The organism is Catenulispora acidiphila DSM 44928, from assembly GCF_000024025.1.
In the GTDB taxonomy this organism is placed as follows: domain Bacteria; phylum Actinomycetota; class Actinomycetes; order Streptomycetales; family Catenulisporaceae; genus Catenulispora; species Catenulispora acidiphila.
The window spans coordinates 6190318-6216377 of the sequence record NC_013131.1; the positions used below are offsets into that span (position 1 = coordinate 6190318).

Sequence of the window (26060 nt, forward strand, 5' to 3'; positions counted from 1 at the left end):
CTGCCTCTGTCCCGTCTCTTCATCTGTCGCGATCACCATCCGGTTGTGGGGTCCGGTGTATCAGAGCCCGAACGGACTCCTCGGACATGGTGCGACCGGCTGCGACGTTTGTCACGCAAAATCAACAAGAAACCAAGATGACTCTTGACCACACCGACGATTCGTCAGGGTTCGATCCCGCCGCTGGTGCGAACTTCCACACGAGGACCCCCGCGCCGGCTTCCGATCGGGCACCGGCGGGCGAACACAGGGATAAGGCCTCGGCGACGAGCGGTCGCGCCGAGGCCTTCGCCTTGCTCAAGACTTTGAGGCTGACTCCAGCCGTGACGGCTCAGTCCAGCTCCGAGCCGGTCGGCGCCACGATCACCCGGGTCCCGCTCTGCTCCAGCGCCCGCACCGCCTCCGGGTCGGCGCCGGAGTCCGTGACGATCGCGGTGACCGCGGACAGCTGGCACACCCGGCCGACCGCGACCCGGCCCAGCTTGGCGCCGTCGGCGAGCACGTATACAGCCTGCGCCTGGCCCAGGATCGCCTGCCGGACCGGGATCTCCTCCAGCCGGTCGCTGGTCACTCCAGCCTTCAGGTGCACGCCGGAAGCGGCGATGAACGCACGGTCGGCGAAGAAGCGCTCGAAGAACTTCTCCGAGCCCGGACCCACGCACGCCAGGTCACCGCGCCGCACCTGACCGCCGGCCAGGTGCACCTCCACGCCCTCGCGCCCGGCCAGCTCCGCGGCGGTCGGCAGCGCGACGCACAGCGCCCGGCCGCTGAAGGTGGCCGGCAGGGCGCGCGCCGTCTCGGCGACCGTCGTGCCCAGGTCGAACACCAGCGTCTCGCCCGGTTCGACCAGCGCGGCGGCGGCCGCGGCGATGGCCCGCTTGGGGTCCAGCCGGGCGATGGCCCGCTCGTCGGCGCCGGGCTCCCAGCCGCGCGACTCCTGCGCGACGGCGCCGCCGTAGACCCGGCGCAGGATGCCGCGCTCCTCCAGCACCTGCAGGTCGCGGCGGATGGTCTCGCCGGAGACGCCGTACCGCGCGGCCAGGTCCTCGACGCGGACCCGGGTGTCGCGGCGCAGCTGTGCGGCGATGCGCAGGCGGCGCTCCTCGGGGAGGACCGCGTCGAGCAGTTCTTCCTTCATCGGTCGGGACTCCACAGCTGGCCGGGGCGGTGCGCGCGGTCGCACGCTGCCCCCAGCGTAGTGGGGTTCGCTCCCGCTGGTGGGGCGGTGGCGGGCACTGACCGCGCAACATGTGGTTTCTTGGCCGAGGCGATCGTGGACTCTTGACGACTCCTTGAGGAATTGCCACACTCGGCGCCACGACACGCGCGGAACCACAACACCGCAAGGCACCACCCACACCGTCTGTGAGGACGCCATGCCCAACCCCAACCCACGACGACGTGCTTTCGCCCTGGCGGCGGCCCTGGCCGGGGCGGTGGCGCTGAGCGCGCCGGCCGCGGCCGCATCCGGGCCGGCGCAGGCGCGGGCGCGCAGCTCTTTTAGCCAGACCTCTGACGCTCAGGCGGCGCCGGCTTCGGCGGCTGCCAGCGGCAAGACCTTGACCGTGGCGACCACCGGCAGCATCGACTCCCTGTCGCCGTTCCTGGCGCAGCGGGCGCTGCCCACCCAGATCCACCGCCTGATCTACGACTTCCTGACGAACTACGACGCCTCCGACGACCACGCGATCGGCGCCCTGGCCACCTCCTGGACCACCTCGACGGACAAGCTGACCTGGACCTTCACCTTCCGCGACGGAATGAAGTGGTCCGACGGCCAGCCGGTCACCGCCGCCGACGCGGCCTTCACCTACAACCTGATGATGACCAACGACGACGCGGCCACCGCGAACGGCAACTTCGTCACCAACTTCGCCAAGGTCACCGCGACCGGCAACCAGCTGGTCATCACCTTGAAGCAGCCGCAGTCCACGATGCTCGCGCTGGACATCCCGATCGTGCCGCAGCACGTCTGGGCCTCGCACGTCGCCGACATCGCCACGTTCAACAACGACGCCCAGTTCCCGGTCGTGGGCGACGGGCCGTTCATCCTCACCGGCTACCAGAAGGACCAGTACCTCACCCTGGACGCCAACCCGAACTACTGGCGCGGCAAGCCCGGCTTCGACCACCTGGTGTTCAAGTTCTTCAAGGACGCCGACGCCGAGGTGGAGGCGCTGAAGAAGGGCGAGGTCGACTTCGTCAGCGGCCTGACCCCGGCGCAGTACGACGCGCTGAAGGGCCAGTCGGGCATCGCCACCAACAACGCGCAGGGCAAGCGGTTCTACGCCCTGGCGATGAACCCCGGCGCGACCACCACCACCGGGCAGGCGTTCGGCGACGGCAGCCCGGCGCTGCAGAACCAGCAGTTCCGCCAGGCGCTGATGTACGCGATCGACACCAAGACGCTGGTCGCCAAGACCCTCGGCGGCTACGGCACGGTCGGCAGCGGCTACATCGCCCCGATCTTCGCCGCCTACCACTGGGCTCCGGACCCGGCCACCGCCTACACCTACGACCCGGCCAAGGCGAACCAGATGCTGGACGCCGCCGGGTTCAAGAAGGGCTCGGACGGCATGCGCACGCTGCCCGACGGCAAGCCGCTGAAGCTGCGCCTGATGGGCGAGACCAACCGGGCCGACGACACCCAGAACGTCGCCTACGTCGCCGACTGGCTCAAGGCCGTCGGGATCGCCACCACCACCACGGTCGTGGACCAGGGCAAGCTCGCCGACACCGAGACCGCCGGCACGTTCGACCTGGCCTTCGACAGCTGGGGGGAGAACCCGGACCCGGACGCCGTGCTGTCGATCCAGAAGTGCGACGGCCGGCCCGCCGCGCAGGGCAAGAACTTCAACGGCGACGACTTCATCTGCGACCAGGACTACGACGCCCTGTACCAGAAGCAGATCACCGAGTACGACCCGGCCGCGCGCGCCGCCGACGTCAAGCAGATGGAGCAGAAGCTCTACACCGACGCCTACATCAACGTCCTGTATTACGGGAACGTGCTGGAGGCCTACCGCTCCGACGTCATCGGCTCCATGGACAAGCAGCCGCAGCCCAACGGCCTGTACTGGGGTCAGGACGGCTACTGGTCCCTGTGGTCGGCCAAGCCCGTGGCCGCCTCCTCCTCGTCGTCCTCGTCGAGCTCGAACACCGGTCTGATAGTCGGCATCGTGATCGCGATCGTGGTGGTCGGCGGCGGCGGTGCCCTGCTCCTGACCCGCCGGCGCCGCGGCACCACCGCCGACGAACGCGAGTAGCGCGACGTGTCGATCACCGTCTCCACCCTGCCGGACGCCGCGGTTCCGCCCCCTTCCCCGGGGGCGGCCGCGGCGGCCCGGCGGCGCGCGCCCGTCATCCCCCTGCGCTACGTCCTCGGCCGCCTGATCGGCGCCGCGGTGAGCATGCTGGCCGTGGTGTTCACCAGCTTCTTCCTGTTCCGCGTCGTGCCCGGCGACCCGGTCCGGGCGCTGACCGGGGGGCATCCGGTCAGCGCCGCCCAGATGGCCACGCTGCGCCACCAGTTCGGCATCGACAAGCCGCTGATCGCGCAGTTCGGCGACTACGCCGGGCGCGTGGTGCGCGGCGACCTGGGCACGTCCTACCAGTACAAGAGGCCGGTCAGCGGTCTGATCGGCAGCCATGTGTGGGCCACGGTCTACCTGGTCGGCACCGCGACGCTGATCGCGGCGCTGCTGGGACTGCGGATCGGCGTGCGCTCGGCCTGGAAGCACGGCAGCCGCTCGGACCGCGCGAGCACCGGCATCGCGCTGGTGCTGTGGTCGATGCCGACGTTCTGGCTGGCGCTGATCCTGATCGTGGTGTTCGGCGTCGGTTTCGGCCCGATCCCCGGGCTGTTCCCGACCGGCGGCATGAACTCCCCGGACGTGCACGGGTTGTTCCCGGTGATCTGGGACCATCTGCGCCATCTGGTGCTGCCGTGCCTGACGCTGGTCGCGGTGGTCTACGCGCAATACCTGCTGACCATGCGGGCCACGCTGCTGGAGGAGGTCGGTGCGGACTACCTCACCACCGCGCGTGCCAAGGGTCTGCGGGAGGACGACGTGCGCCGCAAGCACGCCGTACCGAACGCGATGCTGCCGGCGGTCACGCTGGTGTTCCTGAACCTGGGCACCGCGGTGTCCGGCTCGATCCTGACCGAGACCGTCTTCTCCTGGCCCGGTCTGGGGTCGCTGTTCTACGAGGCGCTGACCGTGCCGGACCTGCCGCTGCTGGAAGGGCTGTTCATCTTCTTCGCGGCGGCGGTGATCGTGATGAACCTGCTGGCCGAACTGCTCTACCCGATCCTCGACCCGAGAGTGCGGACCTCGTGATAGCCGACTTCCGCCGCCGGCGCGCCGGAGTGGCGGGCCTGGCCTTCTTGGTGCTGATCGCCATCGTGGCGCTGGCGGCGCCGTTGTTCATCTCCTCGAAGGACATGTCCGCGGTGTACGCGCCGGGCACGCCCCGGCAGGCGCCGTCGAGCCACTTCCTGCTCGGCACCGACGCCTACGGCCGCTCGATGGTGGCCGTGACGATCTGGGGCGCGCGGATCTCGCTGACCGTGGGCCTGCTGGCCACGCTGCTGGCGGTCGGGATCGGCGCGCTGGTCGGGGTCGCCGCCGGGCACTTCGGCGGCTGGCTCGACACGGTGCTGATGCGCGTCACCGACTGGTTCCTGGTGCTGCCGGTGCTGGTGCTGGCCACGGCGCTGGCCGCGGTGCTCACCCCGGGCGTGGGGACGGTGGTGGTCGCGATCGGCGTGACCGCGTGGCCGACGACCGCGCGCGTGGTGCGGGCGCAGACGCTGTCGGTGGAGTCCCGGCCCTACATCGAGCGCGCCAAAGCCCTCGGCGGCGGGCACTGGCACGTCATGCGCCGGCACATCCTGCCGAACGTCATGCCTCTGATGCTGGCTCAGGCCACGCTGACGGTCTCCGCGGCGATCCTCACCGAGGCGACGCTGGCCTTCCTGGGCCTGAGCGACCCCACGAAGGTGTCCTGGGGCACGACGCTGCAACTGGCGCGGGCCGTCGGCGCGGTCAGCGCCGGCGACTGGTGGATCCTGCTGCCGCCGGGCTTCGCGATCGTCGTGGTGGCGCTCGCCTTCACCCTCGTCGGCCGGGCACTGGAGCAGGTGCTGAATCCGCGGCTTCAGGAGCAGACGTGACACAGACAGTTCAGGACGGCGCCTTGGAGAACGAGGCGCCGGGCCACGACGTGCTGCGGTTGGAAGGCCTGCACGTCTCCTACAAGACGGCGGCCGGACCGGTGCCGGCGGTGCGGGGCGTGGACCTCGCGCTGCCCGCCGGCGGGCGCCTCGGCCTGGCCGGGGAGTCCGGCTGCGGCAAGTCCACGCTGGCCGGGGCGGTGTTGCGGCTGCTGCCGAAATCGGCGCGGGTGACCGGCAGGATCCTGCTGGACGGCGAGGACGTGCAGACCATGACCTGGGGTCGGCTGCGCGCCGTGCGCTGGGCGCAGGCCTCGATCGTGTTCCAGGGCGCGATGCACTCGCTGAACCCGGTGCGGCGCGTCGGGGACCAGATCGCCGAGCCGATCCTGTTGCACGACAAGAAGGTCAGCCGCGCCGCCGCCGACCGGCGGGTCGCGACACTGCTGGATCAGGTGGGACTGGTCGCGGCGCGCGCCGCGGCGTATCCGCACGAGCTGTCCGGCGGGCAGCGGCAGCGGGTGATGATCGCGATGGCGCTGGCCTGCTCGCCGCGGCTGATCGTGGCCGACGAGCCGACCACGGCGCTGGACGTGATGATCCAGGCGCAGATCCTGCGGCTGATCGGGGAACTGGTCAGCGAGCACGGGATCAGCCTGCTGATGATCAGCCACGATCTGGCGGTGCTGGCAGAGCACTGCGATCGGCTGGCGGTGATGTATGCCGGGCGCATCGTCGAGGAGGGTCCGGCCGACCGCGTGTTCGCTGACGCGCGCCATCCCTATGGCCGCGCGCTGGCCGATGCGTTCCCGCGTATCGGCGATGCTGCTTCGCGGCGCGGGCCGCGCGGGCTGCCGGGCGATCCGCCGGATCCGGCGCATCTGCCGGAGGGCTGCACGTTCGCGCCGCGCTGTCCGATCACCGCCGAGGAGTGCTTGACGGCGGAGCCGCCGCTGATCGCTGCCGGGGATGGACGGACGGCGGCGTGTGTGCGGATGGATGTTCTGCGGGAGGGATCGTGAGCCCGGAGGTGGGGATGGAAGACACCGTGGGAGCTGTGGAGGCGCCGGTATCAGTGCTCGATGACAGCGCGGCGCCGGTGCTGTCCGTGCGCGATCTCTATGTCACCTTCCGGTCCCGGCACGGCCGGGGGCGCGCACGGGCTGTCGACGGCGTCGATCTGGATATCGCGCCGGGTGAGATCGTCGCGCTGGTCGGGGAATCCGGGTGCGGGAAGTCCACGTTGGCGCGGGCGCTGACCGGTCTGGTCGTGCCGACTGCGGGGCGGGTGCTGCACGATGGGGCGCCGGTGTCGTACAAGTCGCGGGCGCTGAAGGCTTATCGGCGTGGGGTGCAGCTGGTGCTCCAGGACCCGACCGGCGCGCTCAATCCGCGCCGCACGGTCTACGAAGCGGTGGCCGAAGGCTTACAGATCCACGGTAAATCGGCGCTCGGCGCCTTCCCCGACGAGAAGTCGAAGGTCGCCGACGCGTTGTCGCGCGCCGGTCTGCGTCCGCCGGAGCGCTTCTTCGACCTGCATCCGCATCAGCTTTCCGGCGGTCAGCGGCAGCGTGTGGTGATCGCCGGAGCTTTGGTGCTGGATCCGCAGGTGTTGGTCGCCGATGAGCCGGTCGCCTCGCTGGATGCCTCGGTGCGCGGCGAGATCCTGAAGCTGATGCTCGATCTGCGGGTGAGTACCGGGCTCTCGGCGCTGGTCGTCACCCACGATTTGGGGCTCGCCTGGAACATCGCCGATCGGGTCGCGGTGATGTATCTGGGGCGGATCGTGGAGACCGGGACGGTCGAGGAGGTCCTGACCGATCCTCAGCACCCGTATACCAAGGCTCTGCTATCGGTGGTCGCGGAGTCTGGCGAGGATCCGGTGATCCTGACCGGCGAGACCCCCGACTCCGCCGCGATTCCCGGTGGCTGCCGCTTCCATCCGCGGTGCCCGCTCGTGGCGTCCGGTGCGGCCGAGCGGCTCGGGGTGGTGCGGCAGTGCCGGGAGGTCGACCCGGCGCCGCTGCCCTCGTCGGGGCGGCACGCCGCCTGTCACGCCGCGGCGCTGTCGGGGGCTTCCGAGGAGGTGTAGCGCCGTGTGGGGCCGGTGGGGTCGCCGAGGCGGTCCCACCGGCCCGGAGCTGCCCGTAACCGGTCCCGGACCTGGCCGGAACCGTTCTCAGGCTCCGGTCGGCATGCCACACTGTGTCAGGCACCGACCACCACCGGACTTCACCGTCCATGCCAGGAGGACCCATGCCGTCCGCTTCCGCCGCCGCCCCGGCTCCGACTCCGGCCGCGCCGGACCGTACCCGGACCGGGGTCGTGCTCGGTGTGGAGGCGGGCTCGACGCTGGTGGAGGCGGTGGTCGCCACGGTCGAGGGCGAGGTGATCGGGCGCGGCCGCTCGGCGCTGGCGAACCCGACCGCGCTGCCGATCCCGGACGTCGTGGCGCATCTGAGCGACGCGGTGCGGCAGGCCCTGGGCGCCGTGGCGCCGGCGTCGGTGGCCGGCGTGGTCGTGGGCGCGGCGGGCATCCTGCGCTACTCCCGCGGCTCCAGCGCCGAGGCCCTGGCCAAGACCTGGGTGGACGCCGGCCTGACCTGCCCGGTCTCGGTGGTCGCCGACGCGGTGACGGCCTTCGCCGCCGGCACCCCCCGCCCCAGCGGCTCGGTCCTGATCGCCGGCGTCGGCTCGATAGCCGCCCGCGTCGAGGGCGAGGAGGTCACCGCCCGCATCGACGGCAACGGCTGGCTCGTCGGCGACGACGGCTCCGGCTTCTGGATCGGCCGCCAAGCCGTCCGCGCGGTCTTCGCCGCCCTCGACGGCCGCGGCGAGCCGACCCTGCTGGTCCCGGCCGTCCTGGCCACCGTCACCGGCGACGACGTGGTCCCCCAGTCCGCCGAGGAGCAGATCGCAGCCCTGCGCGACGCGGTCTACGACGGCCCGCCGATCGCCCTGGCAGCCCTGGCACCCCTGGTGTCGGCAGCGGCATCAGCCGGCGACCGCGTAGCCCAACGCATCGTGGACCGCGCAGTCAGCCTCCTGATGGCCACCGCCACCGCCCTCACCGACGACACCCCCGACGAACCCCTGGTCCTGGCCGGCTCCCTGCTGACCGCCCCCGGCCCCATCGGCGCCGAAGTCCAACGCCGCCTCGCCGACCACCACGGCGACACCCCCCTGATCGCCGCCCCCGGCGCCGTCGGCGCCGCCTGGCTCGCCGCCCGCGTCCTGGACCCGGACATCGACGCCGCGGTGCACGAGCGGCTGGCCGCGCGCGCGGGATGCGCTGAGGAGTAGGGCGATCGCTCATGGCTTGTGGGTGGGTGGAGTGGCGCGGCATTCACACATCAGTCAGTAGCGCCCCAAAATCAAGAAGCCTGTGCTGATGCGGTAAAGCACACCCGATGAGCCCGCACGCCGTCTCGCCTCGTCGCAGTTGCCTGTCGCACGCTGCCTGACCTGGCCGTCTTTCCCTGCTCGCCGGCTGCCATTTGTTCGGCGCCACAGCTGTACACCCAGAATCCACATCAACCCAGACAGTGCTGTGCGACCCGCCCGGCATCGGCCTCCGTCGTCGGCGGGCGCCGCGCTCTACCTGCCGGTCAGCTGGCTCGACGCCGAGTGGCCCGGATGCTCGGCGGTCGGATTGGGAGCCTGCGATGGCGTTGAGTTGTGGGGTTTAGTCTGGCAAGATCCCACATGACGCCACAGGGGTGGTGGGTGATCGGGAGGTGGCGGCATTCATGGCGGACCCGTGCGTGGTGGGGCTCGACGTCGGGGGTTCGCAGTCGCGGGCCGTGCTGGCCACCGCCGGGGGGCGCACGCTGGGGACCGGGCGGGCCGGGGGCGGGAATCCGACCGTGCTGGGCGCCGAGGCGGCGGTGGCGAACATCGTCGCGGCGTTGAAGGGTGCGCTCGGCGAGGTGCCCGGGGAGCGGGTCGAGGCGTGTGTCGTCGGGCTCGCCGGTGTCAGTACGCTGATGGCCGATCCCAAGGCGCCGCACGTCCTGGAGCGCGCCTGGGCCGACGCCGGGCTGGTCTGCCGGGTGCGGATCGTGTCCGACGTGACCGTCTCCTTCGCCGCCGGGACCCCCTCCCCCGACGGCGCGCTGCTGGTCTCCGGCACCGGCGCGGTCGCCGCGCGCATGCACGACCGCCTGCCGGCCCGCTTCCGCGACGGCTACGGCTGGCTCCTCGGCGACGAGGGATCCGGCTTCTGGATCGGACGCCAGGCCGCGCGCGCCGCCATCGCCGCCGCCGACGGCCGCCGCCCGATGGCCGCCCTCGCGACGGCGGTGCTGGCGCGGCTGGTGGATCAGGACTCGGTGTATCGGGAGCCGGCGCATCAGGACCCCGCCGATCAGGACTCTGAGTCGATCATGACCCCTGACCTGCCCGCCGGTACTACGCCCGATCGTAGCGCCGGCCCTGATCCCCGCTCCCGCGCCAACGCCACCCATCCCGCCAATCCCACCGACCCGATCAATCCGACCGACCCCACCGACGCGACAACCCACGCCACCCCAACCGCCGCGCACCCGTCAGCCCGCGTTCGTCCCGCCGCCACCGGCACGCTCCCGCTCGCCGCCAGCATCGGCGAGGGCTTCACGCTGCGCGGCCGCCGGCGGGCCGCCGAGCTGGTCCGCGCCGTCGCGGCGCAGCCGGCGGCGCTGGCGAGCCTCGCGCCGCTGGTGATGAGCGCGTACGAGCTCGGCGACCCGGCCGCGGTGCGCATCGTCGCCGAGGCGGCCGAGGCACTGGTGGAGAGCCTGGCCGGGGTGGCGCCCGCGCCCGGGGAGCCGGTGGTCCTGGGCGGCTCGGTGCTGGCCAGCCGCTCGCCGGTGTTCCGGGCGGTGGCCGCGGCCGTCGGCCGGCGCTGGCCGGACTCGCCGGTCGGGCTGGCCGCCGACGGCGCCGCCGGCGCCGCCTGGCTCGCCGCGCGGCAGCTGCTGGGCGGCGAACGGGCCGCGGCCGGACACGCGGTGTTCATCGGCGAGAACCATGAGTTCGCAGAATTCTCATAAACAGTCGTTGACTGTTGTTGTTTTCCCGCTACATTGACTCATGCCGACGGCGGCGAAACTTGGGCGCGTGACAGCACACTGACACCCGCCCACCGCCGACGGCACAGGACGCCGGGCGCCTTCGGGCGTTCGCGCTCCGGTGTCCCCAGCGTTGCTCCACCATCAGGTCTCACCCCACAGGAGAGCTCAATGGTCCAGATCTCGTCGCCCGGCCCGCAGCACACTGCCCGCCGCACCCGGCGCACCCTCACCGCGCTCGCCATCGGCGCCCTGGCCGCCACCGCGGCCCTCGTGCCGTCGATGGCCCAGGCCGCCGGCGACCCCCATGGCGACGACGTGTCCTCCCACCAGGGCAACGTGAACTGGTCGGCGACCAAGGCCGCCGGCGCCCAGTTCTCGTACTCGAAGGCGACCGAGGGCACGTACTACACCAACCCGTACTTCGCCCAGCAGTACAACGGCGCCTACAGCGCCGGCCTGATCCGCGGCGCGTACACCTTCGCGATCCCGAACGGCTCCACCGGCGCGGCGCAGGCCGACTACTTCGTCGCGCACGGCGGCGGCTGGTCCAAGGACGGCAAGACCCTGCCGGGCGCGCTGGACATCGAGTACAACCCCTACGGCGCCGAGTGCTACGGCCTGAGCCAGAGCTCGATGGTCAGCTGGGTGCACTCGTTCGTCAACGAGTACCACGCCAAGACCAGCCGCTGGGCCGTCATCTACACCACCACCGACTGGTGGAAGACCTGCACCGGCAACTCCAGCGCCTTCGCCGCCAACGACCCGCTGTGGATCGCCAACTACAACGGCTCGGCGGGCACCCTGCCGGCCGGCTGGGGCTTCTACACGATCTGGCAGTACGCGGACTCCGGCGCGATGGCCGGCGACCAGGACGTCTTCAACGGCGACTACAGCCGCGTCCAGGCGCTGGCCAACGGCTAAGGCCTCGGATTCCCCATGTCCGCCCCAGGAATCCGGTCCGCGCGCACCGCGCGCCGCCTGACCGCAGCCGCTCTCGCGCTGGCCACCGCCGGCGCGGTGCTCGGCCCGGCAGCCGGCGGCCAGGCCGCGACGTCCGACGCCGCACCCGGCGCCCCGGTCGTCCACGCCGACCCGCACCCCGGCTACGCGCGGACCGTCTCGGGCACGCTGGTCAAGGTCGACACCACCCGGCACACCACGCCGGTGCACCCCACGGTGGCGACCCACCCGCAGCTCGACCACATGGGTTCCACGATCCCGGCCCACGAGCCGTCCGCACGCTCCGCCGTGCGGCCGGCCGTGGCGCCGAACTCGGTGCCGCAGCTCCCGGGCATCGACATCAGCGCCTACCAGGGCACCCTGAACTGGGCGAGCATCGCGCCCAACATCGACTTCGTCTACGCGAAGGCGAGCGAGGGCACGTACTACACCAACCCCGACTTCTACAACCAATATGTCGGGCCCTACGACCAGGGGCTGATCCGCGGCTCCTACCACTTCGCGAATCCCAACGACTCCGGTGGCGCGACGCAGGCCGACTACTTCGTCGACAACGGCGGCGGCTGGTCCTCCGACGGCCTCACCCTGCCGGGGATGCTCGACATCGAGTACAACCCCTACGGCTCCGAGTGCTACGGCCTGAACAGGTCGCAGATGACGAGCTGGATCTGGGACTTCGTGAACGAGTACGCCGCGCGCACGGGCGTCTATCCGGTGATCTACTCGACCACCGACTGGTGGAACACCTGCACCAGCGGCGACCCGGGCTTCGCGAACTACGACCCGCTGTTCATCGCGAACTACGCGGCCTCCGGCGGCGGCCCGCTGCCTCCGGGCTGGGGCTACTACACCTTCTGGCAGTACGCGGACTCCGGGTCCGAACCCGGCGACCAGGACGTGTTCAACGGTCCCTACAGCCAGTTGCAGGTCCTGGCCAGGAACGGCTGAGACATCCGCAGCGCCTGAACGACCAGTCCCCGCCTCCACCCCCCGGAGGCGGGGACTTTCGTCGTGTCCTGACAGACCGGCAAAGCCGGCGAGGAGCCTTACCGCGTCACGGCCGCCAGACCGGCGGCGCTGGCCGGGATCCCGCTGGTGACGACGCTCGACGCGTGCGGCGTCCCGTCGGCGCCCAGCGCCACGTCGTCGATCAGACCCTGCTTGGTGTCCAGGATCCACAGCGCGCCGCCGGAGACGGTCGCGTCGCCGACGTGGCCGCCGGGGGAAACAGCGGTCGCGTCAAGCAGACGCAGCGAGCCGTCGGACCCGACCGCGTAGGTGGACACGGTGCCGGATCCGGCGTTCTCGACGTAGGCGGTCCGGCCGTCGGGACCGACGGTGACCCAGCACGCCGCGGTCTGGCCGTCGGGCAGCGCCGCGGTGGTCGTGCGCAGCGCGCCGTGCCGCACCTGGTAGCCGCTGGCCGAGCTGCCGCCGGCGCCGGGTCCGACGTTCGACACCACGGCGGTCCCGTTGCGCCCGAAGGCGAAACCGAACGGCGTCTGGCCCGCCGACGCGCTCCCCGAAGCGGCGCCCGGGATGCCGAAGTAGTCCAGCGCGAACACGTCGAGCGTGCTGGAGCCCTTCTCGGTCACCAGCAGCGCGCTGCCGTCCGGCGTCACGGCCACCTCCGCCGCCCCCGACGTGCCCGCCGACAGCGGGCGCTGGGCGACCTGGGCCAGGGTGCTGCCGAAGCGCCAGTAGGCGGTGACAGTGTTCTGACCCAGGACGTAGACGTCGTTGCCGTGGACGGCGACGCTGAGCGGGCCCGTGCCGGTCCGATAGGTCCCCAGCAGCTTCAGGGCGCCCGAGGAGGCGACGGAGAACTCTGAGACGCTGTCGGAGCCGGCGTTGACGGCGAACAGCGTGCGGCCGCCGTCGGCGATCGTCACAGCACCCTGCGATCCCAGCCCGGCGCCGTCGCCGGTGCCGCCGGTGGCGTAGCGGCCGGCCGCGGTGCCGTCGCCGTGGAAGGCCAGGACCTCGTTGCCGGCGGCGGCATCGGTCTCGGTGTAGACGGTGGTGCGCGCGGCGCCCGCCGCGCGGCTCGTGGCCGCCTGGGCCGCCGGGCCGGTCACGGCGACCGCGCCGAAGGTCCCGGCGACGACTCCGACGATGGACAGTGCGTTCTTGGTCTTCACACTGATCCCCTCCTGAAAGCTTGTTCGGTCTGGCTGACAGGAGGGCAGTGCCCGCGGACGGCCGATCCGTTACGGCCGGATCGGCCATCGATTCCTTACGGAATTCGAACGCGCGGCTTCATGATGCGCAGGGGTGGCATCCAAGCGCATCTTCGCTGGTAGCAGACGCAGCGCCGCCGCGCTATCGGGCGTGCTCCGGGCCGTGCTTTTGCTCGCTACTCTGTTCTCTTCTGCGATCACCACCGGGTGCGGTCACAACAGGGGAGAAAGATGAGCCGGGTTCAGCTGTCGGGCGCTGAAGCCATGGAGTTGCTGCAACGCGGCGAGGACGCCGCCGACATCCAGGACTGGCCGGTGGTCGCCGCCTGCTACGAGGAGTTCCTCACCGCCTTCCCGGACACCCCGATCAGCGCCGAGCTCTGGTTCGACGCGGCGCTGGCGAACAAGTTCCTGCGGAACTGGCCGAAGGCGTACGAGCTGGGACGGCAGGCGGCGCTGCGCGCCGGGGCGGCGCAGGGGCACCCGGCGTGGTGGAACCTGGGGATCGCCGCCACGATGGTCGGCGACTGGGGCACGGCGCGCGAGGCGTGGACCACCTACGGCGTGCCGCTGACGCCGGGCGAGGGCGAGATCGAGGACGGATTCGGCTCGGCATTGGTGCGCCTGGACCCGGGCGGGGAGGCCGAGGTCGTGTGGGTGCGGCGGATCTGCCCCACGCGGGCACGCGTGCTGTCGGTGCCGTACGGCCGGCGGCGCTTCGGCGAGATCGTCGTGCACGACGGCGCCCCGACCGGCGAGCGCCTTGTCGAGGACCACGCGTTCCCGGTCTTCGACGAGCTGGCGCTGTGGCAGGCGTCGACGGCTGCGACCTGGCGCGCGCAGGTGACCGCGCCGGAGCCGCTGGACCTGACGGCGCTGGCCGGCGCTTTCGAGGATCGCGGGCTGGCGATGGAGCCGGTGGATATCGCGGGCGACGCGGACGGCGGCGCGCTGGCCGGCGCGCGCGATGTCCTCTTGGCAGCACCGGATGAGCAGACAGCCACAGCGATTCTCGCCGAGTGGGCCGTCGCCGGCGCGGGGCGGGCTTGGCACGCGATCCACGCCAAGGCATGAGCCGGCCTGAGGCGGCTGCGTAATTCTCATGCGCGAGAAGAGGAATCGCGTCTAATACAGGATTCGTAGATTGCCTACGCAGCTCCGCGAGGCGAAGCGGTATCGGTGCACTGATACGCACATCCGTGCTGGTTGAAGGGTTTCGGGCCGTACCCGGACAAGTCTTCGCCAACGCTGTGAAAGCGTGGTTTCACCGTCCAGAACCGATGCCTCACAGCATCCTCAACCAGCCTTCCTGGCCCAGCTCAGACTCCAGTATGCTCCAGCGCTGTCCAGGCACAGTCATGCCACTGACATCCTCGTCACACTGCAAAGTTCCGGCCGCACGCCCCCCGCGGCCGGCACGGAGAAGAGCCACCATGACAGCTAGCCGAATAGGCCGCGGAGCGCTCGTCACGCTCGCCGGCGCGGCCGCTTCGCTGGCCGGCGCCGCCGGCGCCGCGAACGCGTGCGAGCAGAAGCCGCCGCCGCCGAAGCCCTGCACCCTCGACACCCACGACGTGACGTGGGCCCAGGTCGGCAAAGACGGCAAGGACATCGCCAAGCCGGCGCCGGCCGCCCACTTCACGCAGGTCAAGACCGAGCCGCAGTACGGCTTCCGCGTGGAGCTGACGCAGAGCGCGCTCCAGCAGCAGTGCACCGGCAGCGTCGACATCTCCCTGGCCTCGTACAACGCCGAGGGCCCGACCTGGGAGACCTCGGGCACGCAGAGCTTCGTGGACTTCGCCACCGTGCACCTGACCACGACCTCGAAGACCTCCGCCAGCCAGGTGCTCACGGTGAAGCTCCCCGGCGTCCCCGGCGGACCGTGCTTCGGCCAGATCGACCTCTACCCCGGCAGCACGAAGTACGACGGCACCAACGGCCACGGCATCCCGAACTACCACAACGGCGTCAACACCCCCAAGGGCGTCTTCGCCGCCTGGAACGGCGCCGACGCCGGCGGCTGCACCGTGGTGACGCCCCCACCCCCGCCGGTCACGACGACGACACCGCCGCCGGCCACCACCACGCCGCCGACGACCGCCCCGACCACGCACCCCTCGACCCCGGTCTCCTCGACCACCCCGCCGCCCCCGCCGAGGACGAGCACCACCACCAGCACCCCCACCACCCCGCCGACCACCACCGCCACCCCGGGCACCCCGACCCTCGCCGAAACCGGCTCCAACGCCGGCGAACTGAGCCTGGTCGCCCTCGCCTTCTTCGGCGCCGGCGGCACCGCGATGTTCGCCTCCCGCAAGGCGAAGGCAGCCGAGGCGCGCAAGCACTGACGCCGGAAAACCGCCGACCGGTGACGACCGGTCGGCGGTTTGCTTTGGTGGAGCTGGGTTTGCGGCGGGGTTCGCGGTGAGAGTTTGCGGTGGCGCCCAGAAAACACGCCTCCGATAGCCTCACCCCATGGGGACAGCTAAGACTGCTGCGAAACTTCTCGCAGACGGCACCGAGGCGCTGATGGCGGCCTCGTTCGGTCAGGGCGACTTCGGCACGGCCGAGGACACGCTGGAGCAGGCGCGTCAGCAGGCCGCGGCCGAAACGGACCGGCACACCGAGGCGGCAGCGTTGGACAAGCTGGCGATGGTGCTGCACTACCGCGCGCTGGCGAACGACCGCGACGCCTCGCACGCGGACGCCGAGGAGGCGCTGTTCCGGCAGGCACTGGCGATGCAGCGCGAGATCGACGATCAGGCCGGAGTCGCCGAGTCCCTGTTCGGCATCGGACTCGTCCATCAGGTTCTGCGCGGCGATTGGGCGGCAGCCATGCCCTACTACCGCGAAGCGCTCCCGCTGGCGGATCAGTATGCTGACGCCTACGTGCGATCCGAGTGCTACCGACACCTCGGCTTCTACTACTTCGCCGAAGAACATGATGCGGACACAGCCCTGAAGCACCTCCACACCTCGCAACAACTCCGCGAAGAGTGGGGCGACGCGCGATCGATCGCCAGCGGCATGCACTCCATCGGCCAAATCGAACTCCTCGCCGACCGCCACGCCGACGCCGCCACCCACCTCCGCACAGCCGTCGAACTGCTGCAAAGCGCAGGCGTCAGCGGCCCACGCGCCGAGCAAGCCGCCGAGTGGCTGCGGCGCGCTGAGGCAGGCGAACCCGCGCCGAACTAAGCGGCGGAAATCCCGAGCCAGGCGAACCGGCACCGAGCTGGGCAGCAAGCCAGCCCGCGGCGGGCGAACCCCGCGCCACGCCAAGCACCAGACAGCAGACAGCAGACAAGCCCGAGATGCACGAGCCCGTGCCGAGTTGGACGGCACGGGCCGGAGCCAGGCGCGCCTTTCTTCGAACACTGTTTCCGGCAGGAGGGCCCGCTTCCGACTCGCGAAGCGCGAGGCGTCAGCCGTGCCTCGTCACGGCCTCAGCGACCGGCGCGAACAAGATGCCCCAGTTGGCCGGCGCGTGGCGGACCGCTGCCGTCAGGTAGAAGCTCACTACGGCCCACTCGGCAGGCCGCGCCTGGATACCGTGTTCCTGAACCGCGCGCAGGCACGGTTCGAAGAACTCCGTGTCGTCGTCGAAGCCCAACTCCACGCACGCCTGCCCAGCCTCCGGCGCCTCCTCGAACGAGACCTCCCATGCCGTCGCGGCGCCCAGCAGGTAGAGCAGGTGGCTGCCGGGTTCGGGCAGGCCGCCGCGCAGGTCCTGCGAGGTGAACGTCCGGCTGGCGTCGTCGCCGGTGAGCGAGGATTCCGCGGCACCGAGCGCGACGAGCTCCGCCCAGTACGCCACGTCGTGCTCGCCAGTGCTCTGACGCAGGTACTCGCTGGCGAAGACCGCCATCGACGCGGGATCGTCGATGAGCGGTGAGAGAACCAGGTCGCTCCGGTAGTCGAAGCCGAAGTAGTAGCGGCGCCCGTCCAACGTGATCGATTCGATGCCGCCCACGCTGCCGATCAGATCCGGCAGCGGGGCGTAATCGTGGGGAAGGTCCTGTGGCATAGCGGGACGATACCTAACCCGCCTTCGCTACGCTGCCGGCGATCGCAGCACGCAGCGCGTCGCGGCAATCGGCGGGACTGTCCGTGGCCCAGCAGACATACCCATCAGGACGGATCAGCACGACCGCGGCGCCAAGGTCTTCCACACTCGCGGCCCGCACGAGATCGACCCGAGGCGGCAACGCGAAATCGTCCGGCACAGCCTTGGCAAGATCGAGCACGATGGCGTGTCCCGTGCGCTGAAGTGCCGACAGGTACACGGAATCCGCGTCGGTGACGAGCTCGGCGTCCGGCATCAGCTGCCCAACAAGCCGATGCTCGCCCGGCAGGTCGTAGTGCAATGAGAGCCCTGACATCAGCCCGGCGAGATACCGGTTGGCGTCCGGCAGCCGCAGGAGGTCGATGAAGATCTCGCGCAGCGCGGCGACGTCGTGGCTCGGATTCAGCTCGGCCAGGACACGCTGCGCCGACGTGTGCCGCAGCACCTGTGCGCCGACCGGATGGCGCTCGGTGTGGTAGCTGTCCAGCAGCCCTTCCGGCGCGCGGTCCTGAAGCGTCGCGGCCAGCTTCCACCCGAGGTTGAGCGCGTCCTGGACGCCCAAGTTCAGTCCCTGCCCGCCGAGCGGCGGGTGGATGTGCGCGGCGTCGCCGGCGAACAGGACGCGGCCGACGCGGTACTGCTCCACCTGCCGCGTCGCGTCGGTGAAGCGGGAGGCGTTCTCGACGGCGCTCAGGACCGTCTCGGGACCGTACACAGCCTCCAGCGCAGCAGCGATCTCCTCGCGAGTGACGGGAGTGTCCCGCTCCTCCGACGACTGAAGCAAGGGCCCGAAGGTGAACCGATACCGATCACCCCCGACCGGAACCAACATCGACCAGTAGTCCTCGGTATGGCGCATCAAAGTACTGATGTGCCCAGCCTGCTGCGGCACCAAGGAGGAAACGGCGGACAGGCTGATGTCGGTCAACACCGCCGGACGCGTTCCCGGCTGCCCGGGAAACGGCAGCCCGAGCAGCTTGCGCACCGTGCTGTGCCCGCCGTCGCACGCCACGAGATAGCGCGACCGTACCCGCAGCCCGCCGGCGGCGTCGACCGTCACGCCGTCGGCATCCGCCTCAACCGCGAGCACCCCGCGCTCTCGCAGGACCCGCACACCACCGGCGCTCGCGCGCTCCTCCAGCATCTCCTCGATCACCCACTGCGGCACGCCGATCGGATACGGATGCCGCGTGTTCCAGACCGTGGCGTCCAGCGGAACCGGCAGCGTCGCGAAGTGGCCGCCGACCGCGTCGCGCGGTATCACCCGCGCCAGCAAGGCTTCCAGCAGCCCGCGCTGATCCAACAATTCGGCGCTGCGCGGCTGGATCGCCCCGCCCTTGACCTGCTCGACACGTGCGGACAACCGTTCCAGCACCACGGCGTCCACCCCGGCCAGAGCCAGTTCGCACGCCAGCATCAAGCCGGTCGGACCGGCTCCCACCACGACGACCTCGGTCTCGATCTCGGTCCGGATCCCAGTCTCCATCTCGCTCATGGGCGAAAAGTATACCCGGTGCAAGAATAGTCCGAGGCGAGTCTTGCTAGAATGAGCGTGTGGACGGCACGCCAGGCCTGCGCGAGCGCAAGAAACAGCGGACTCACGCGGCGATCTCCGACGCCGCGATCGGGCTCTTCCTCGAGCACGGCTTCGACGCGGTCTCCGTGGCGCAGGTAGCCGAGGCCGCCGAGGTGTCCAAGCGGACGCTGTTCGCCTATTTCCCGGCGAAGGAAGACCTCGTCGTTCACCGCCTGGCCGACCACGAGACCGAGAACGCGCGCGTCGTCCGGAACCGTCCGCCGGAGACCGCCCCGCTGACCGCACTGCGCGAACACTTCCTGCGCGGGCTCGAGACACGCGACCCGGTCACCGGGCTCAACGACCTCCCGCCGGTGCGCAGGCTCTACCGGCTCATCCTCGACACACCCGCGCTGGTCGCCAGGATGGAGCGGTTCAAAAACGGCGCCGAGCGCGAACTCGCCGCCGCGCTGCGGGAGACGGCCGACGTCCCGGAACTCACCGCGCGGCTCGCCGCCGTCCAGATCGTCGCAGTGCACTGGGAACTGGCGAAGGACAACGCCGACCGGCTGGCGCACGGCGAGGACGCCGACGCGCGCCACACCGGCGCGGTGGCCGACGCCGAGCACGCTTTCGCGTTGCTGGAAAACGGATTGCGGGACCTGGCCGACGTGCCGTGAAATCACGAAGGCCCAGGCGACCCGTACCGCCGCCTGAGCCCTCGTCATCGCACGGGCCGTCCGGGACCTACCCGACCGTCGCCGCCTCACGCTCGGCGAGATCGCGCTTCCACTGCCGGAAGCCCTCCTCGGTGCGGCCGCGGCGCCAATAGCCGGAGATCGACGCCCAATCGGCCGGGACGCCGCGCTCCTTGCGGATGTAGGAACGCAGGTTGTGCATGACCGCCTGCGCCTCGCCGTGGATGAAGACGTGGACCAGTCCGTCGCGCCACGGTTCGGCGCGGACCGCCTCGACCAGCAGGGCACCCGGCTCGGCGCCGCCGGTGTGCAGCCAGGTGAGCTCGACGCCTTCGGGGCGCGCGAAATCGAGCTCGTCGGCGGGACCTGCGACCTCGACGAAGACCCGGCCGACGGCGTTCGCCGGCAACGCGGCGCACGCGGCGGAGATCGCCGGCAGCGCCGAGATGTCGCCGGCCAGCAGGTGCCAGTCGGCGTCGGCGCGCGGGGCATAGGCGCCGCCGGGACCGGACAGCCCGATGGCGTCGCCCGGCCGGGCGGCGGCGGCCCAGGGACCCGCGACGCCCTCCGCGCCGTGGTAGACGAAGTCGATCGCGATGGTCTCGGCGGCGGTATCCACGGCGCGCACCGTGTAGGTGCGCGTGGTATCGCCGTCCGGGCCGGGGACCTGCAGTTTGACGTAGGAGTCGGTGAATTCGCTGGGCTGGAACGCCGCGAATCCGGGACCGCCGAGGTGCACCCGGATCAGGTGGTCGTTCAGGCGCTCCGTGCGGCGCACGACGAACTGGTGAAGGGTGCGGGCCACGGGGGCACCTCCGTTATTAGGCTTACCTAAGTTCATAGCCTAGAGGTCGATGGAGGCGCAAGGCCGACCGGTGCGCCGAGGAGAGGCAGTCGAGTAAAGTACCTTGACCAGAAACCTTGACACACCATCTCAGGGTATATACATCGTATATCGTATGGCAATTCTGCCGACCCGTCGAAAGGGTCCTGATATGCGAAGATCCACCCACCGAAGCCTGCGCCACGCCCTGCTCATGCTGCTCGCGGCCGCCTTGGCCGCGGTCGGCGCAGTCGGCGCGGTCCCGGCCAAAGCCGCGACGACCACCGACTGGTCGGCCGCGGTGGTCAAGTCGACGATGCAGCGCTTCACGCCCAGCAGCATCGGCGGCTGGTCCTACCCCGTCGGCCTCTACCTCTACGGCCAGTACCAGGTCTACCAGCGCACCCACGATCCGTCGTATCTGGCATATCTGAAGTCCTGGGTCGACCGGTTCGTCTCCTCCGACGGCACCATCGACCAGAGCTTCGACAGCCTGGACAGCATGCTTGCCGGACGGCTGCTGATCATCCTGCACCACGAGACCGGCCAGGCTAAGTACGCCACCGCGGCGGCCAAGATCTACAACCGGCTCGCCACCTACCCGCGCACGGCCGACGGCGGGTTCTGGCACGCCGACACCTCCTCGCGCGCCCACCAGCTGTGGGATGACGGCCTGTACATGGTCGTGCCCTTTCTGGACGAGTACGGCAAAGAGTTCGGCAACTCTCAGGCCACTGACGCCGAGGCGGTCAAGCAGCTCACCGTCTACGCGAACCACCTGCAGCAGTCCGACGGTCTACTCCAGCATGCCTACGACGAGTCGAAGAAGGCCAGCTGGGCCGACAAGACCACCGGCCTGTCGGTGGAGCAGTGGTGCCGCGCCAACGGCTGGTACGGCATGGCGCTGGTGACCACGCTCGACGACATCCCGGCGACCCAGCCGGGCCGGGCCACGCTGCTGACCGATCTGAACAAGTTCGCCGCCGGTCTGCAGAAGTACCAGGACCCTGCGACAGGCCGCTGGTTCCAGGTGATCGACAAGCCGACGTCCGCCGGCAACTGGACCGAGACCTCGTGCTCCAGCATGAACGCCTACACGCTCTCTCGCGCGGCCCAGCAGGGCTACATCGATTCGCACTACTCGGCCGTCGCGGCGAAGGCCTATCAGGGCGTGCTCGCGCGGATCTCGCTGAGCAAGGGACTGACGAATCTGACGAACATCTCGGTCGGGACCAACGTCGGCGACTACTCGTACTACATCGGACGCACGCAGGCCACGAACGACTTCCACGGCCTGGGCTCCTTCCTGATCATGAACGAGCAGTTCGTAAGAGCAGGAGGTTCCTGACGCGGCGGGTCGCGTAGCAGGCCAGGCTCTGGCTCCCGGCAATCGTCGGGGTCAGAGCACTGTCATGTCCCGGATGGGCTCTCGCGGAGGGCCGCGCCTGCCGCCCGGCCCGCGTTCTGGAGGGCGCCGGCGAGGCGGTCGAGGTTGTGGGAGGGGTCGGTGATCACGCACAGGGCGGCGATCGGAGTGCCGGGTGCGCCGTGGAGTGGTACCGCCGCGCAACAGACCCCTGATACCACTTCCTCGCGGTCGAAGGCGACGCCGCGTTCTCGGATCGTCGCGACCTCGCGGCGCCAGGATGCTGAGGCTGGGAAAGGGATTCTTGGTGAGGAGTCCGTGGTTCCGGCGTGTCTTCCGGCGGCCAGTGCCTTGCCGGCAGCGGTGTTCCACGGCCAGGTTCCCCCGCTGCGCAGCGGAACCGGGAGCCCGTCGCGGCCCGCCGTCCAGTCGACGATCATGTCCTCGCCGTTTCGCAGGACATTGACGGTCACCGTCACCCCGGTCGCCGCCGCCAGGCGCCGCATCGGCTCGCGGACCGCCGCGCGCAGTGCGCGGTAGGGCTGCCAGGAGTGTCCGAGCTGGAACACCCGGGCGCCGATCCGGTAGCCGCCCCGGCTGCGCTCCACCGCGCCGAGGCTGCTCAGCTGCTCCAGAAGGCGGTGCGCCGTGGTCTTCGGCAGCCCGCACTCGGCGGCCAGGCGGGTCACGCCGGCCGCGCCGGTCTGCTCCAACGCGCCCAACAAGGCGAACGCGCTTTCCAGAACACCGCGTCCGCCGGCTTGTGGCGCGGACGCGGGATCCAAAATCGTAGAGGACATCTATCAAAGGTCTGCGAAACTGGCCGCCGGGACGTTGCCGGGACTGCACGCCGGCTTGGCCGGTACTGCACGGGCGGGGGCACCGCTGAACCGCTCGAGCGAGCCGGCCGTTGGGGAGACCGGGGGTCCGTCGAACGGCGACGGCCGGGGGAAAAAGCAGGAGAGCGCATGCCACAGCGCTGGTCGACGATGGACGTGCCCAAAACCGCGCAGTTCGCGCGCTGGCGGGAGCTGATCTGCGAGGCGTTCCTGGCGCTGACGCCGGAATCGGACCTGCGCGACGGGTTCGCCGGGACGGTGGCCCAGCGGCAGCTGGCCGAGCTGAGCATCGCGCGCATCACCTCGCAGCGGCAGCACGTGCGGCGCACGACGCGGGACATCGACCGCTCGGCGTATCAGGGTTATTACGTGAACCTCCAGATCCGCGGCAGCAGTCTGATGACCCAGGACGGCCGCTCCACCGTGCTGCACCCGGGCGACCTCGCCGTCGTGGACACCACCCGGCCCTTCGCCTTCGACTTCCAGGACGACTTCCAGCAGCTCTCCCTCTACGCGCCGAAAGCCTTGCTGCTGCCCGGATCCGGCACACCGGTCACCACCGCGACCCGCGTCGCCACCGCCGCCGGTCCCGGCGCCGCCGTCCGCCACGCACTGCTCAGCCTCACCTCCGGCGACCTGTCCGAGGACACCGCCGCCCGCCTCGCCGCCCACGCCTGCGGCATCCTGTCCATCGCCCTGGACCAGCAGACCGAACCCGACCCGCGCTCCACTCCCCTGCGCCAGGACCGGCTGCACGCCGCCGCCCTCGCCGACATCGACGAGCACCTCACCGACGCCGACCTGTCCGCTGCCGCCGTAGCCGCCCGCCTGGGCGTCTCAGTCCGCCTGCTCTACTCGGTCTTCGCCGGCCGCCGCCACAGCTTCGCCTCCGAAGTCCGCCGCCGCCGCCTCGACCACACCTGGCGCGACCTCCGGGACCCGGCGCGCACCCACCTGTGCGTCATCGACATCGCGGTGGCGGCCGGGTTCGCCGACGTGACCAGCTTCCATCGGGCCTTCCGACGGGAGTACGGACGGACGCCGGCGCAGGTGCGGCGCGCTGCTTTGGGCGGGGTTGCCGATGACGGGGATGGCGAGGGGGCGCTGCGGTCCCCCGCGTTGACAAACATGGCCTGACGTTGATGTCAGGCCATGTTCTGGAGCTGGGGAACTGCTGCGTCAGTCCGTGTTGTCGCCGAGGAAGCGCTCCAGGGCTTCGACGACGAGGTTGTGGTCGTCGACCTGGGGCAGGCCGGAGACGGTGACGGTGCCGATGATGCCGGCGCCGGGGACGGTGATGGGGAAGGCGCCGCCGTGTGCGGCGTAGGTGTCGCGGGGCAGGCCGGTGGCGTCCTCGAAGGTGGTGCCGCGATCGCGGTGGCGCTGGCCGATCAGCAGCGAGCTGTGGCCGAAGCGGCGGACCACGTTGACCTTGCGGTCGATCCAGGTGGCGTTGTCCGGGACCGTGCCGGGGCGGGCGTGGTGGAACAGCTGCTGGTCGCCGCGGCGGATGTCGATGGCGACCGGGAGGTCGCGCTCGCGGGCGAGGTCGACCAGCAGGGAGCCCAGGGTCCAGGCGTCGTCGTGGGTGAAGGCGGCGAAGACCAGGCGTTCCTCTTGGGCCTGCAGTCGTTCGGCCAGAAGGTCGTCGGCGAGCCGTTTGTCGCTCGGAGTGGATGCGCTCACGGCTCGAGTTAATCAACGCTGTTGACAAACAGTCAACCGAGGCGGCCGCTCACGCGGTGGCCACGGGCTCCTCGACGCGCGCCGGGCTGCCCGGCAGCCGCACGCTGAGCAGCGCCCCGCCGCCCGGTGCGCGAGCCGCGGCGACCTCGCCGCCGTGGTTCGTGGCGACGTGCAGCACGATGGCCAGCCCGAGTCCGGAGCCCGGGGTGGAGCGGGCTTCCGGCGAGCGGTAGAAGCGTTCGAAGACGTGCGTGAGGTCTTCCTCGGCGATGCCCGGGCCCTGGTCTGCCACTTGCAGCAGGCCATCGGCGAGGGTGACGGTGATGGTTCCGGCCTCCGGGGAGAACTTGGTCGCGTTGTCGAGCAGGTTCGTGACGAGGCGCTCCAGCGCGGTGGCGTCGCCTTGGAGGTACCAGGGTCGCAGGCGCAGGTCGTAGGTGATGCGGGGCGCGCGGCGCTGCACGCGCTCGGCGGCGCGTTCGACGACGTCGCGCAGGTTCAGCTGCTCGATGGTCTGCGCGGGCTGGTCGTCGCGGGAGAGCTCGACGAGGTCGGAGATGAGCATGGAGAGCTCTTCCATCTGCGCGCGCACGTCGTTCAGGAGCGCGACGCGTTCCTCGGCGGGCAGGCGGGCGTCGTCGGGCGCGGCCGAGACCTGGGCGAGGAGGTCGAGGTTGGTGCGGATCGAGGTGAGCGGGGTGCGCAGTTCGTGCCCCGCGTCGGCGACGAGGCGCTTTTGGTGCTCGCGGGATCGGGCGAGCGCTTCGAGCATGGTGTTGAAGTTGCGGGTCAGGTGCGCGATCTCGTCGTCGCCCTTGACCGGCAGCCGGGCCAGATCGCCGGTGCGGGCGATGTATTCGGTCGCCTGCGAGAGCCGGACGACCGGCCGCAGCGCCGCGCGGCCGATCGCGAGGCCGGCACAGGTGGCCAGCGCGATGCCGAGCAGGCCGACGACGATCGAGATGGTGGCGATGGTGTTCAGGGCCGATTCGGTCGGCGCCAGGGAGGTGGAGAAGACGAGGGCCGAGGATTGGGGGGCTTGGGGGGATTGGGAGGATCGGGAGGATCGGGAGGATTGCGAGGTGTCGGCGGACCCGTCAGCGGCAGGGGTTCCGTCCGGAGAGGCGTCGCCGTCGGTCGGCATGTCGCCGTAGGTGTTGCGGATGGCATAGACGCGGTAGTCCACGCCGTTGTAGCTGAAGGTTCGCAGCGACGTCTCGCGCTGCTGGGCGGCGACGGCGATCTCGGGCTGGCCGAAGGGAGCCCACACCTGATAGGTCGCCAGGACCTGGTCGGGTCGCCCCTGCGGTCCGAGGCGTTGCAGCTCCAGGTTCTGCGGCTCGTGCGCGGTGCCGTCGGCGAAGACCAGGGACTCCTGGTAGCCGGAGCTGGCCAGGAGCGTCTGGGCCTGGTCGATCTTGCTCGGGGAGAACATCTCCAGCGGCCACGCGGTGAAGACGGTCGCGCGCTGCTCGAGCTGGTGGTCCATCCGATTCATGATCGTGCGGCTGATCGCCAGGTAGCCGATCAGCGCGCAGAGGGCGACCGAGAGGCCGACGGCCGCCACGACCAGGAGGGTGATCCGGGATCGGAACGACCGCCGCGTGAGCCAACTGCCGTTCCCGTTCCCACTCCGGTCCCCGTCCCCGCCGCCGTGCCGATCGCCGTGCCTGCGCATGCGCAGAGCCTGGGGCGTCGC

General features: G+C 70.8%; 22 protein-coding genes and 1 pseudogene. 15 read left to right on the forward strand and 8 right to left on the reverse strand.

Annotated features, from left to right (window positions below; all coding sequences use genetic code 11):
- Window positions 1-331: 331 nt before the first annotated feature.
- Window positions 332-1138, reverse strand: coding sequence for a DeoR/GlpR family DNA-binding transcription regulator (locus CACI_RS26560; RefSeq protein ID WP_015793957.1), 807 nt, complete (start codon window positions 1136-1138; stop codon window positions 332-334).
- A 238-nt stretch (window positions 1139-1376) separates the two neighbouring features.
- On the opposite strand from CACI_RS26560, the gene CACI_RS26565 reads away from it, so the two are divergent.
- The 9 genes and pseudogenes from CACI_RS26565 (at window position 1377) to CACI_RS26610 (ending at window position 12135) form a co-directional block, all read left to right on the forward strand.
- Entirely contained in the window at window positions 1377-3266 is a 1890-nt protein-coding gene (locus tag CACI_RS26565) for an ABC transporter substrate-binding protein (RefSeq protein WP_015793958.1), read from the forward strand.
- Window positions 3267-3272: 6 nt separating this feature from the next.
- Window positions 3273-4271: pseudogene (locus CACI_RS26570) on the forward strand (ABC transporter permease); the annotation flags it as partial.
- On the forward strand, window positions 4181-5176 hold the full coding sequence (locus CACI_RS26575; protein ID WP_395994342.1) for an ABC transporter permease: 996 nt from the start codon (window positions 4181-4183) through the stop codon (window positions 5174-5176). The pseudogene CACI_RS26570 and the gene CACI_RS26575, both read left to right, overlap by 91 nt.
- A gap of 50 nt (window positions 5177-5226) precedes the next feature.
- The gene (locus CACI_RS26580; RefSeq protein ID WP_041542479.1) at window positions 5227-6198 is read left to right on the forward strand and encodes an ABC transporter ATP-binding protein; all 972 of its coding nucleotides are present in this window, start codon (window positions 5227-5229) and stop codon (window positions 6196-6198) included.
- A gap of 14 nt (window positions 6199-6212) precedes the next feature.
- Window positions 6213-7268, forward strand: coding sequence for an ABC transporter ATP-binding protein (locus tag CACI_RS26585; protein ID WP_015793962.1), 1056 nt, complete (start codon window positions 6213-6215; stop codon window positions 7266-7268).
- A gap of 164 nt (window positions 7269-7432) precedes the next feature.
- The gene (locus CACI_RS26590; RefSeq protein ID WP_015793963.1) at window positions 7433-8479 is read left to right on the forward strand and encodes an N-acetylglucosamine kinase; all 1047 of its coding nucleotides are present in this window, start codon (window positions 7433-7435) and stop codon (window positions 8477-8479) included.
- A gap of 446 nt (window positions 8480-8925) precedes the next feature.
- Window positions 8926-10206 carry an N-acetylglucosamine kinase gene (locus CACI_RS46085; protein WP_015793964.1) on the forward strand — a complete coding sequence of 427 codons (1281 nt, stop codon included), beginning with the start codon at window positions 8926-8928 and terminating at the stop codon, window positions 10204-10206.
- A 189-nt stretch (window positions 10207-10395) separates the two neighbouring features.
- Window positions 10396-11148 (forward strand): lysozyme, encoded by a 753-nt coding sequence (locus tag CACI_RS26605; protein WP_015793965.1) that lies wholly within the window; start codon window positions 10396-10398, stop codon window positions 11146-11148.
- A 15-nt stretch (window positions 11149-11163) separates the two neighbouring features.
- Window positions 11164-12135, forward strand: coding sequence for a GH25 family lysozyme (locus CACI_RS26610; RefSeq protein ID WP_015793966.1), 972 nt, complete (start codon window positions 11164-11166; stop codon window positions 12133-12135).
- Between the two features lie 98 nt (window positions 12136-12233).
- On the opposite strand, the gene CACI_RS26615 is transcribed toward CACI_RS26610, so the two are convergent.
- Window positions 12234-13328 (reverse strand): 3-carboxymuconate cyclase, encoded by a 1095-nt coding sequence (locus CACI_RS26615; RefSeq protein ID WP_015793967.1) that lies wholly within the window; start codon window positions 13326-13328, stop codon window positions 12234-12236.
- A 270-nt stretch (window positions 13329-13598) separates the two neighbouring features.
- Here CACI_RS26615 and CACI_RS26620 point away from each other — a divergent pair, with 270 nt between their 5' ends.
- From CACI_RS26620 to CACI_RS26630, 3 genes are all read left to right on the forward strand, one after another.
- A complete protein-coding gene (locus CACI_RS26620; protein ID WP_015793968.1) occupies window positions 13599-14441 on the forward strand; it encodes a hypothetical protein in 843 nt (280 codons plus the stop codon).
- Window positions 14442-14800: 359 nt separating this feature from the next.
- Window positions 14801-15715 (forward strand): hypothetical protein, encoded by a 915-nt coding sequence (locus CACI_RS51455; RefSeq protein WP_015793969.1) that lies wholly within the window; start codon window positions 14801-14803, stop codon window positions 15713-15715.
- Between the two features lie 127 nt (window positions 15716-15842).
- The gene (locus CACI_RS26630; RefSeq protein ID WP_041540473.1) at window positions 15843-16565 is read left to right on the forward strand and encodes a tetratricopeptide repeat protein; all 723 of its coding nucleotides are present in this window, start codon (window positions 15843-15845) and stop codon (window positions 16563-16565) included.
- Between the two features lie 226 nt (window positions 16566-16791).
- On the opposite strand, the gene CACI_RS46090 is transcribed toward CACI_RS26630, so the two are convergent.
- Window positions 16792-17394, reverse strand: a complete 603-nt coding sequence (locus tag CACI_RS46090) for a hypothetical protein (protein ID WP_015793971.1) — start codon at window positions 17392-17394, stop codon at window positions 16792-16794.
- A gap of 13 nt (window positions 17395-17407) precedes the next feature.
- Window positions 17408-18928 (reverse strand): FAD-dependent monooxygenase, encoded by a 1521-nt coding sequence (locus tag CACI_RS26640; protein ID WP_015793972.1) that lies wholly within the window; start codon window positions 18926-18928, stop codon window positions 17408-17410.
- Between the two features lie 59 nt (window positions 18929-18987).
- Here CACI_RS26640 and CACI_RS26645 point away from each other — a divergent pair, with 59 nt between their 5' ends.
- Window positions 18988-19629: a TetR/AcrR family transcriptional regulator gene (locus tag CACI_RS26645; RefSeq protein ID WP_015793973.1), complete on the forward strand. Its 642-nt coding sequence runs from the start codon at window positions 18988-18990 to the stop codon at window positions 19627-19629.
- A gap of 67 nt (window positions 19630-19696) precedes the next feature.
- On the opposite strand, the gene CACI_RS26650 is transcribed toward CACI_RS26645, so the two are convergent.
- A complete protein-coding gene (locus CACI_RS26650; RefSeq protein ID WP_015793974.1) occupies window positions 19697-20452 on the reverse strand; it encodes a siderophore-interacting protein in 756 nt (251 codons plus the stop codon).
- A 190-nt stretch (window positions 20453-20642) separates the two neighbouring features.
- On the opposite strand from CACI_RS26650, the gene CACI_RS26655 reads away from it, so the two are divergent.
- Window positions 20643-21818 carry a glycoside hydrolase family 88/105 protein gene (locus tag CACI_RS26655; RefSeq protein ID WP_015793975.1) on the forward strand — a complete coding sequence of 392 codons (1176 nt, stop codon included), beginning with the start codon at window positions 20643-20645 and terminating at the stop codon, window positions 21816-21818.
- 62 nt (window positions 21819-21880) lie between these two features.
- On the opposite strand, the gene CACI_RS26660 is transcribed toward CACI_RS26655, so the two are convergent.
- Complete coding sequence (locus tag CACI_RS26660; protein WP_015793976.1) at window positions 21881-22636, reverse strand: IclR family transcriptional regulator; 756 nt, start codon at window positions 22634-22636, stop codon at window positions 21881-21883.
- 168 nt (window positions 22637-22804) lie between these two features.
- Between CACI_RS26660 and CACI_RS26665 the strand changes: the two genes are divergently transcribed.
- The gene (locus tag CACI_RS26665) at window positions 22805-23812 is read left to right on the forward strand and encodes an AraC-like ligand-binding domain-containing protein (protein ID WP_015793977.1); all 1008 of its coding nucleotides are present in this window, start codon (window positions 22805-22807) and stop codon (window positions 23810-23812) included.
- Between the two features lie 42 nt (window positions 23813-23854).
- Here the strand turns inward: CACI_RS26665 and CACI_RS26670 are convergent, their stop codons facing one another.
- Window positions 23855-24361, reverse strand: coding sequence for a heme-degrading domain-containing protein (locus CACI_RS26670; RefSeq protein ID WP_015793978.1), 507 nt, complete (start codon window positions 24359-24361; stop codon window positions 23855-23857).
- Window positions 24362-24410: 49 nt separating this feature from the next.
- Window positions 24411-25928 carry a sensor histidine kinase gene (locus CACI_RS46095; RefSeq protein WP_049871718.1) on the reverse strand — a complete coding sequence of 506 codons (1518 nt, stop codon included), beginning with the start codon at window positions 25926-25928 and terminating at the stop codon, window positions 24411-24413.
- Window positions 25929-26060: the final 132 nt, after the last annotated feature.

Coding starts and splice junctions, on each gene's coding strand:
- CACI_RS26560 (WP_015793957.1), bottom strand. CDS start 1,138: ATGAAGGAAGAACTGCTCGACGCGGTCCTCCCCGAGGAGCGCCGCCTG.
- CACI_RS26565 (WP_015793958.1), top strand. CDS start 1,377: ATGCCCAACCCCAACCCACGACGACGTGCTTTCGCCCTGGCGGCGGCC.
- CACI_RS26585 (WP_015793962.1), top strand. CDS start 6,213: ATGGAAGACACCGTGGGAGCTGTGGAGGCGCCGGTATCAGTGCTCGAT.
- CACI_RS26590 (WP_015793963.1), top strand. CDS start 7,433: ATGCCGTCCGCTTCCGCCGCCGCCCCGGCTCCGACTCCGGCCGCGCCG.
- CACI_RS46085 (WP_015793964.1), top strand. CDS start 8,926: ATGGCGGACCCGTGCGTGGTGGGGCTCGACGTCGGGGGTTCGCAGTCG.
- CACI_RS26605 (WP_015793965.1), top strand. CDS start 10,396: ATGGTCCAGATCTCGTCGCCCGGCCCGCAGCACACTGCCCGCCGCACC.
- CACI_RS26610 (WP_015793966.1), top strand. CDS start 11,164: ATGTCCGCCCCAGGAATCCGGTCCGCGCGCACCGCGCGCCGCCTGACC.
- CACI_RS26620 (WP_015793968.1), top strand. CDS start 13,599: ATGAGCCGGGTTCAGCTGTCGGGCGCTGAAGCCATGGAGTTGCTGCAA.
- CACI_RS51455 (WP_015793969.1), top strand. CDS start 14,801: ATGACAGCTAGCCGAATAGGCCGCGGAGCGCTCGTCACGCTCGCCGGC.
- CACI_RS26630 (WP_041540473.1), top strand. CDS start 15,843: ATGGGGACAGCTAAGACTGCTGCGAAACTTCTCGCAGACGGCACCGAG.
- CACI_RS46090 (WP_015793971.1), bottom strand. CDS start 17,394: ATGCCACAGGACCTTCCCCACGATTACGCCCCGCTGCCGGATCTGATC.
- CACI_RS26640 (WP_015793972.1), bottom strand. CDS start 18,928: ATGAGCGAGATGGAGACTGGGATCCGGACCGAGATCGAGACCGAGGTC.
- CACI_RS26655 (WP_015793975.1), top strand. CDS start 20,643: ATGCGAAGATCCACCCACCGAAGCCTGCGCCACGCCCTGCTCATGCTG.
- CACI_RS26660 (WP_015793976.1), bottom strand. CDS start 22,636: ATGTCCTCTACGATTTTGGATCCCGCGTCCGCGCCACAAGCCGGCGGA.
- CACI_RS26665 (WP_015793977.1), top strand. CDS start 22,805: ATGCCACAGCGCTGGTCGACGATGGACGTGCCCAAAACCGCGCAGTTC.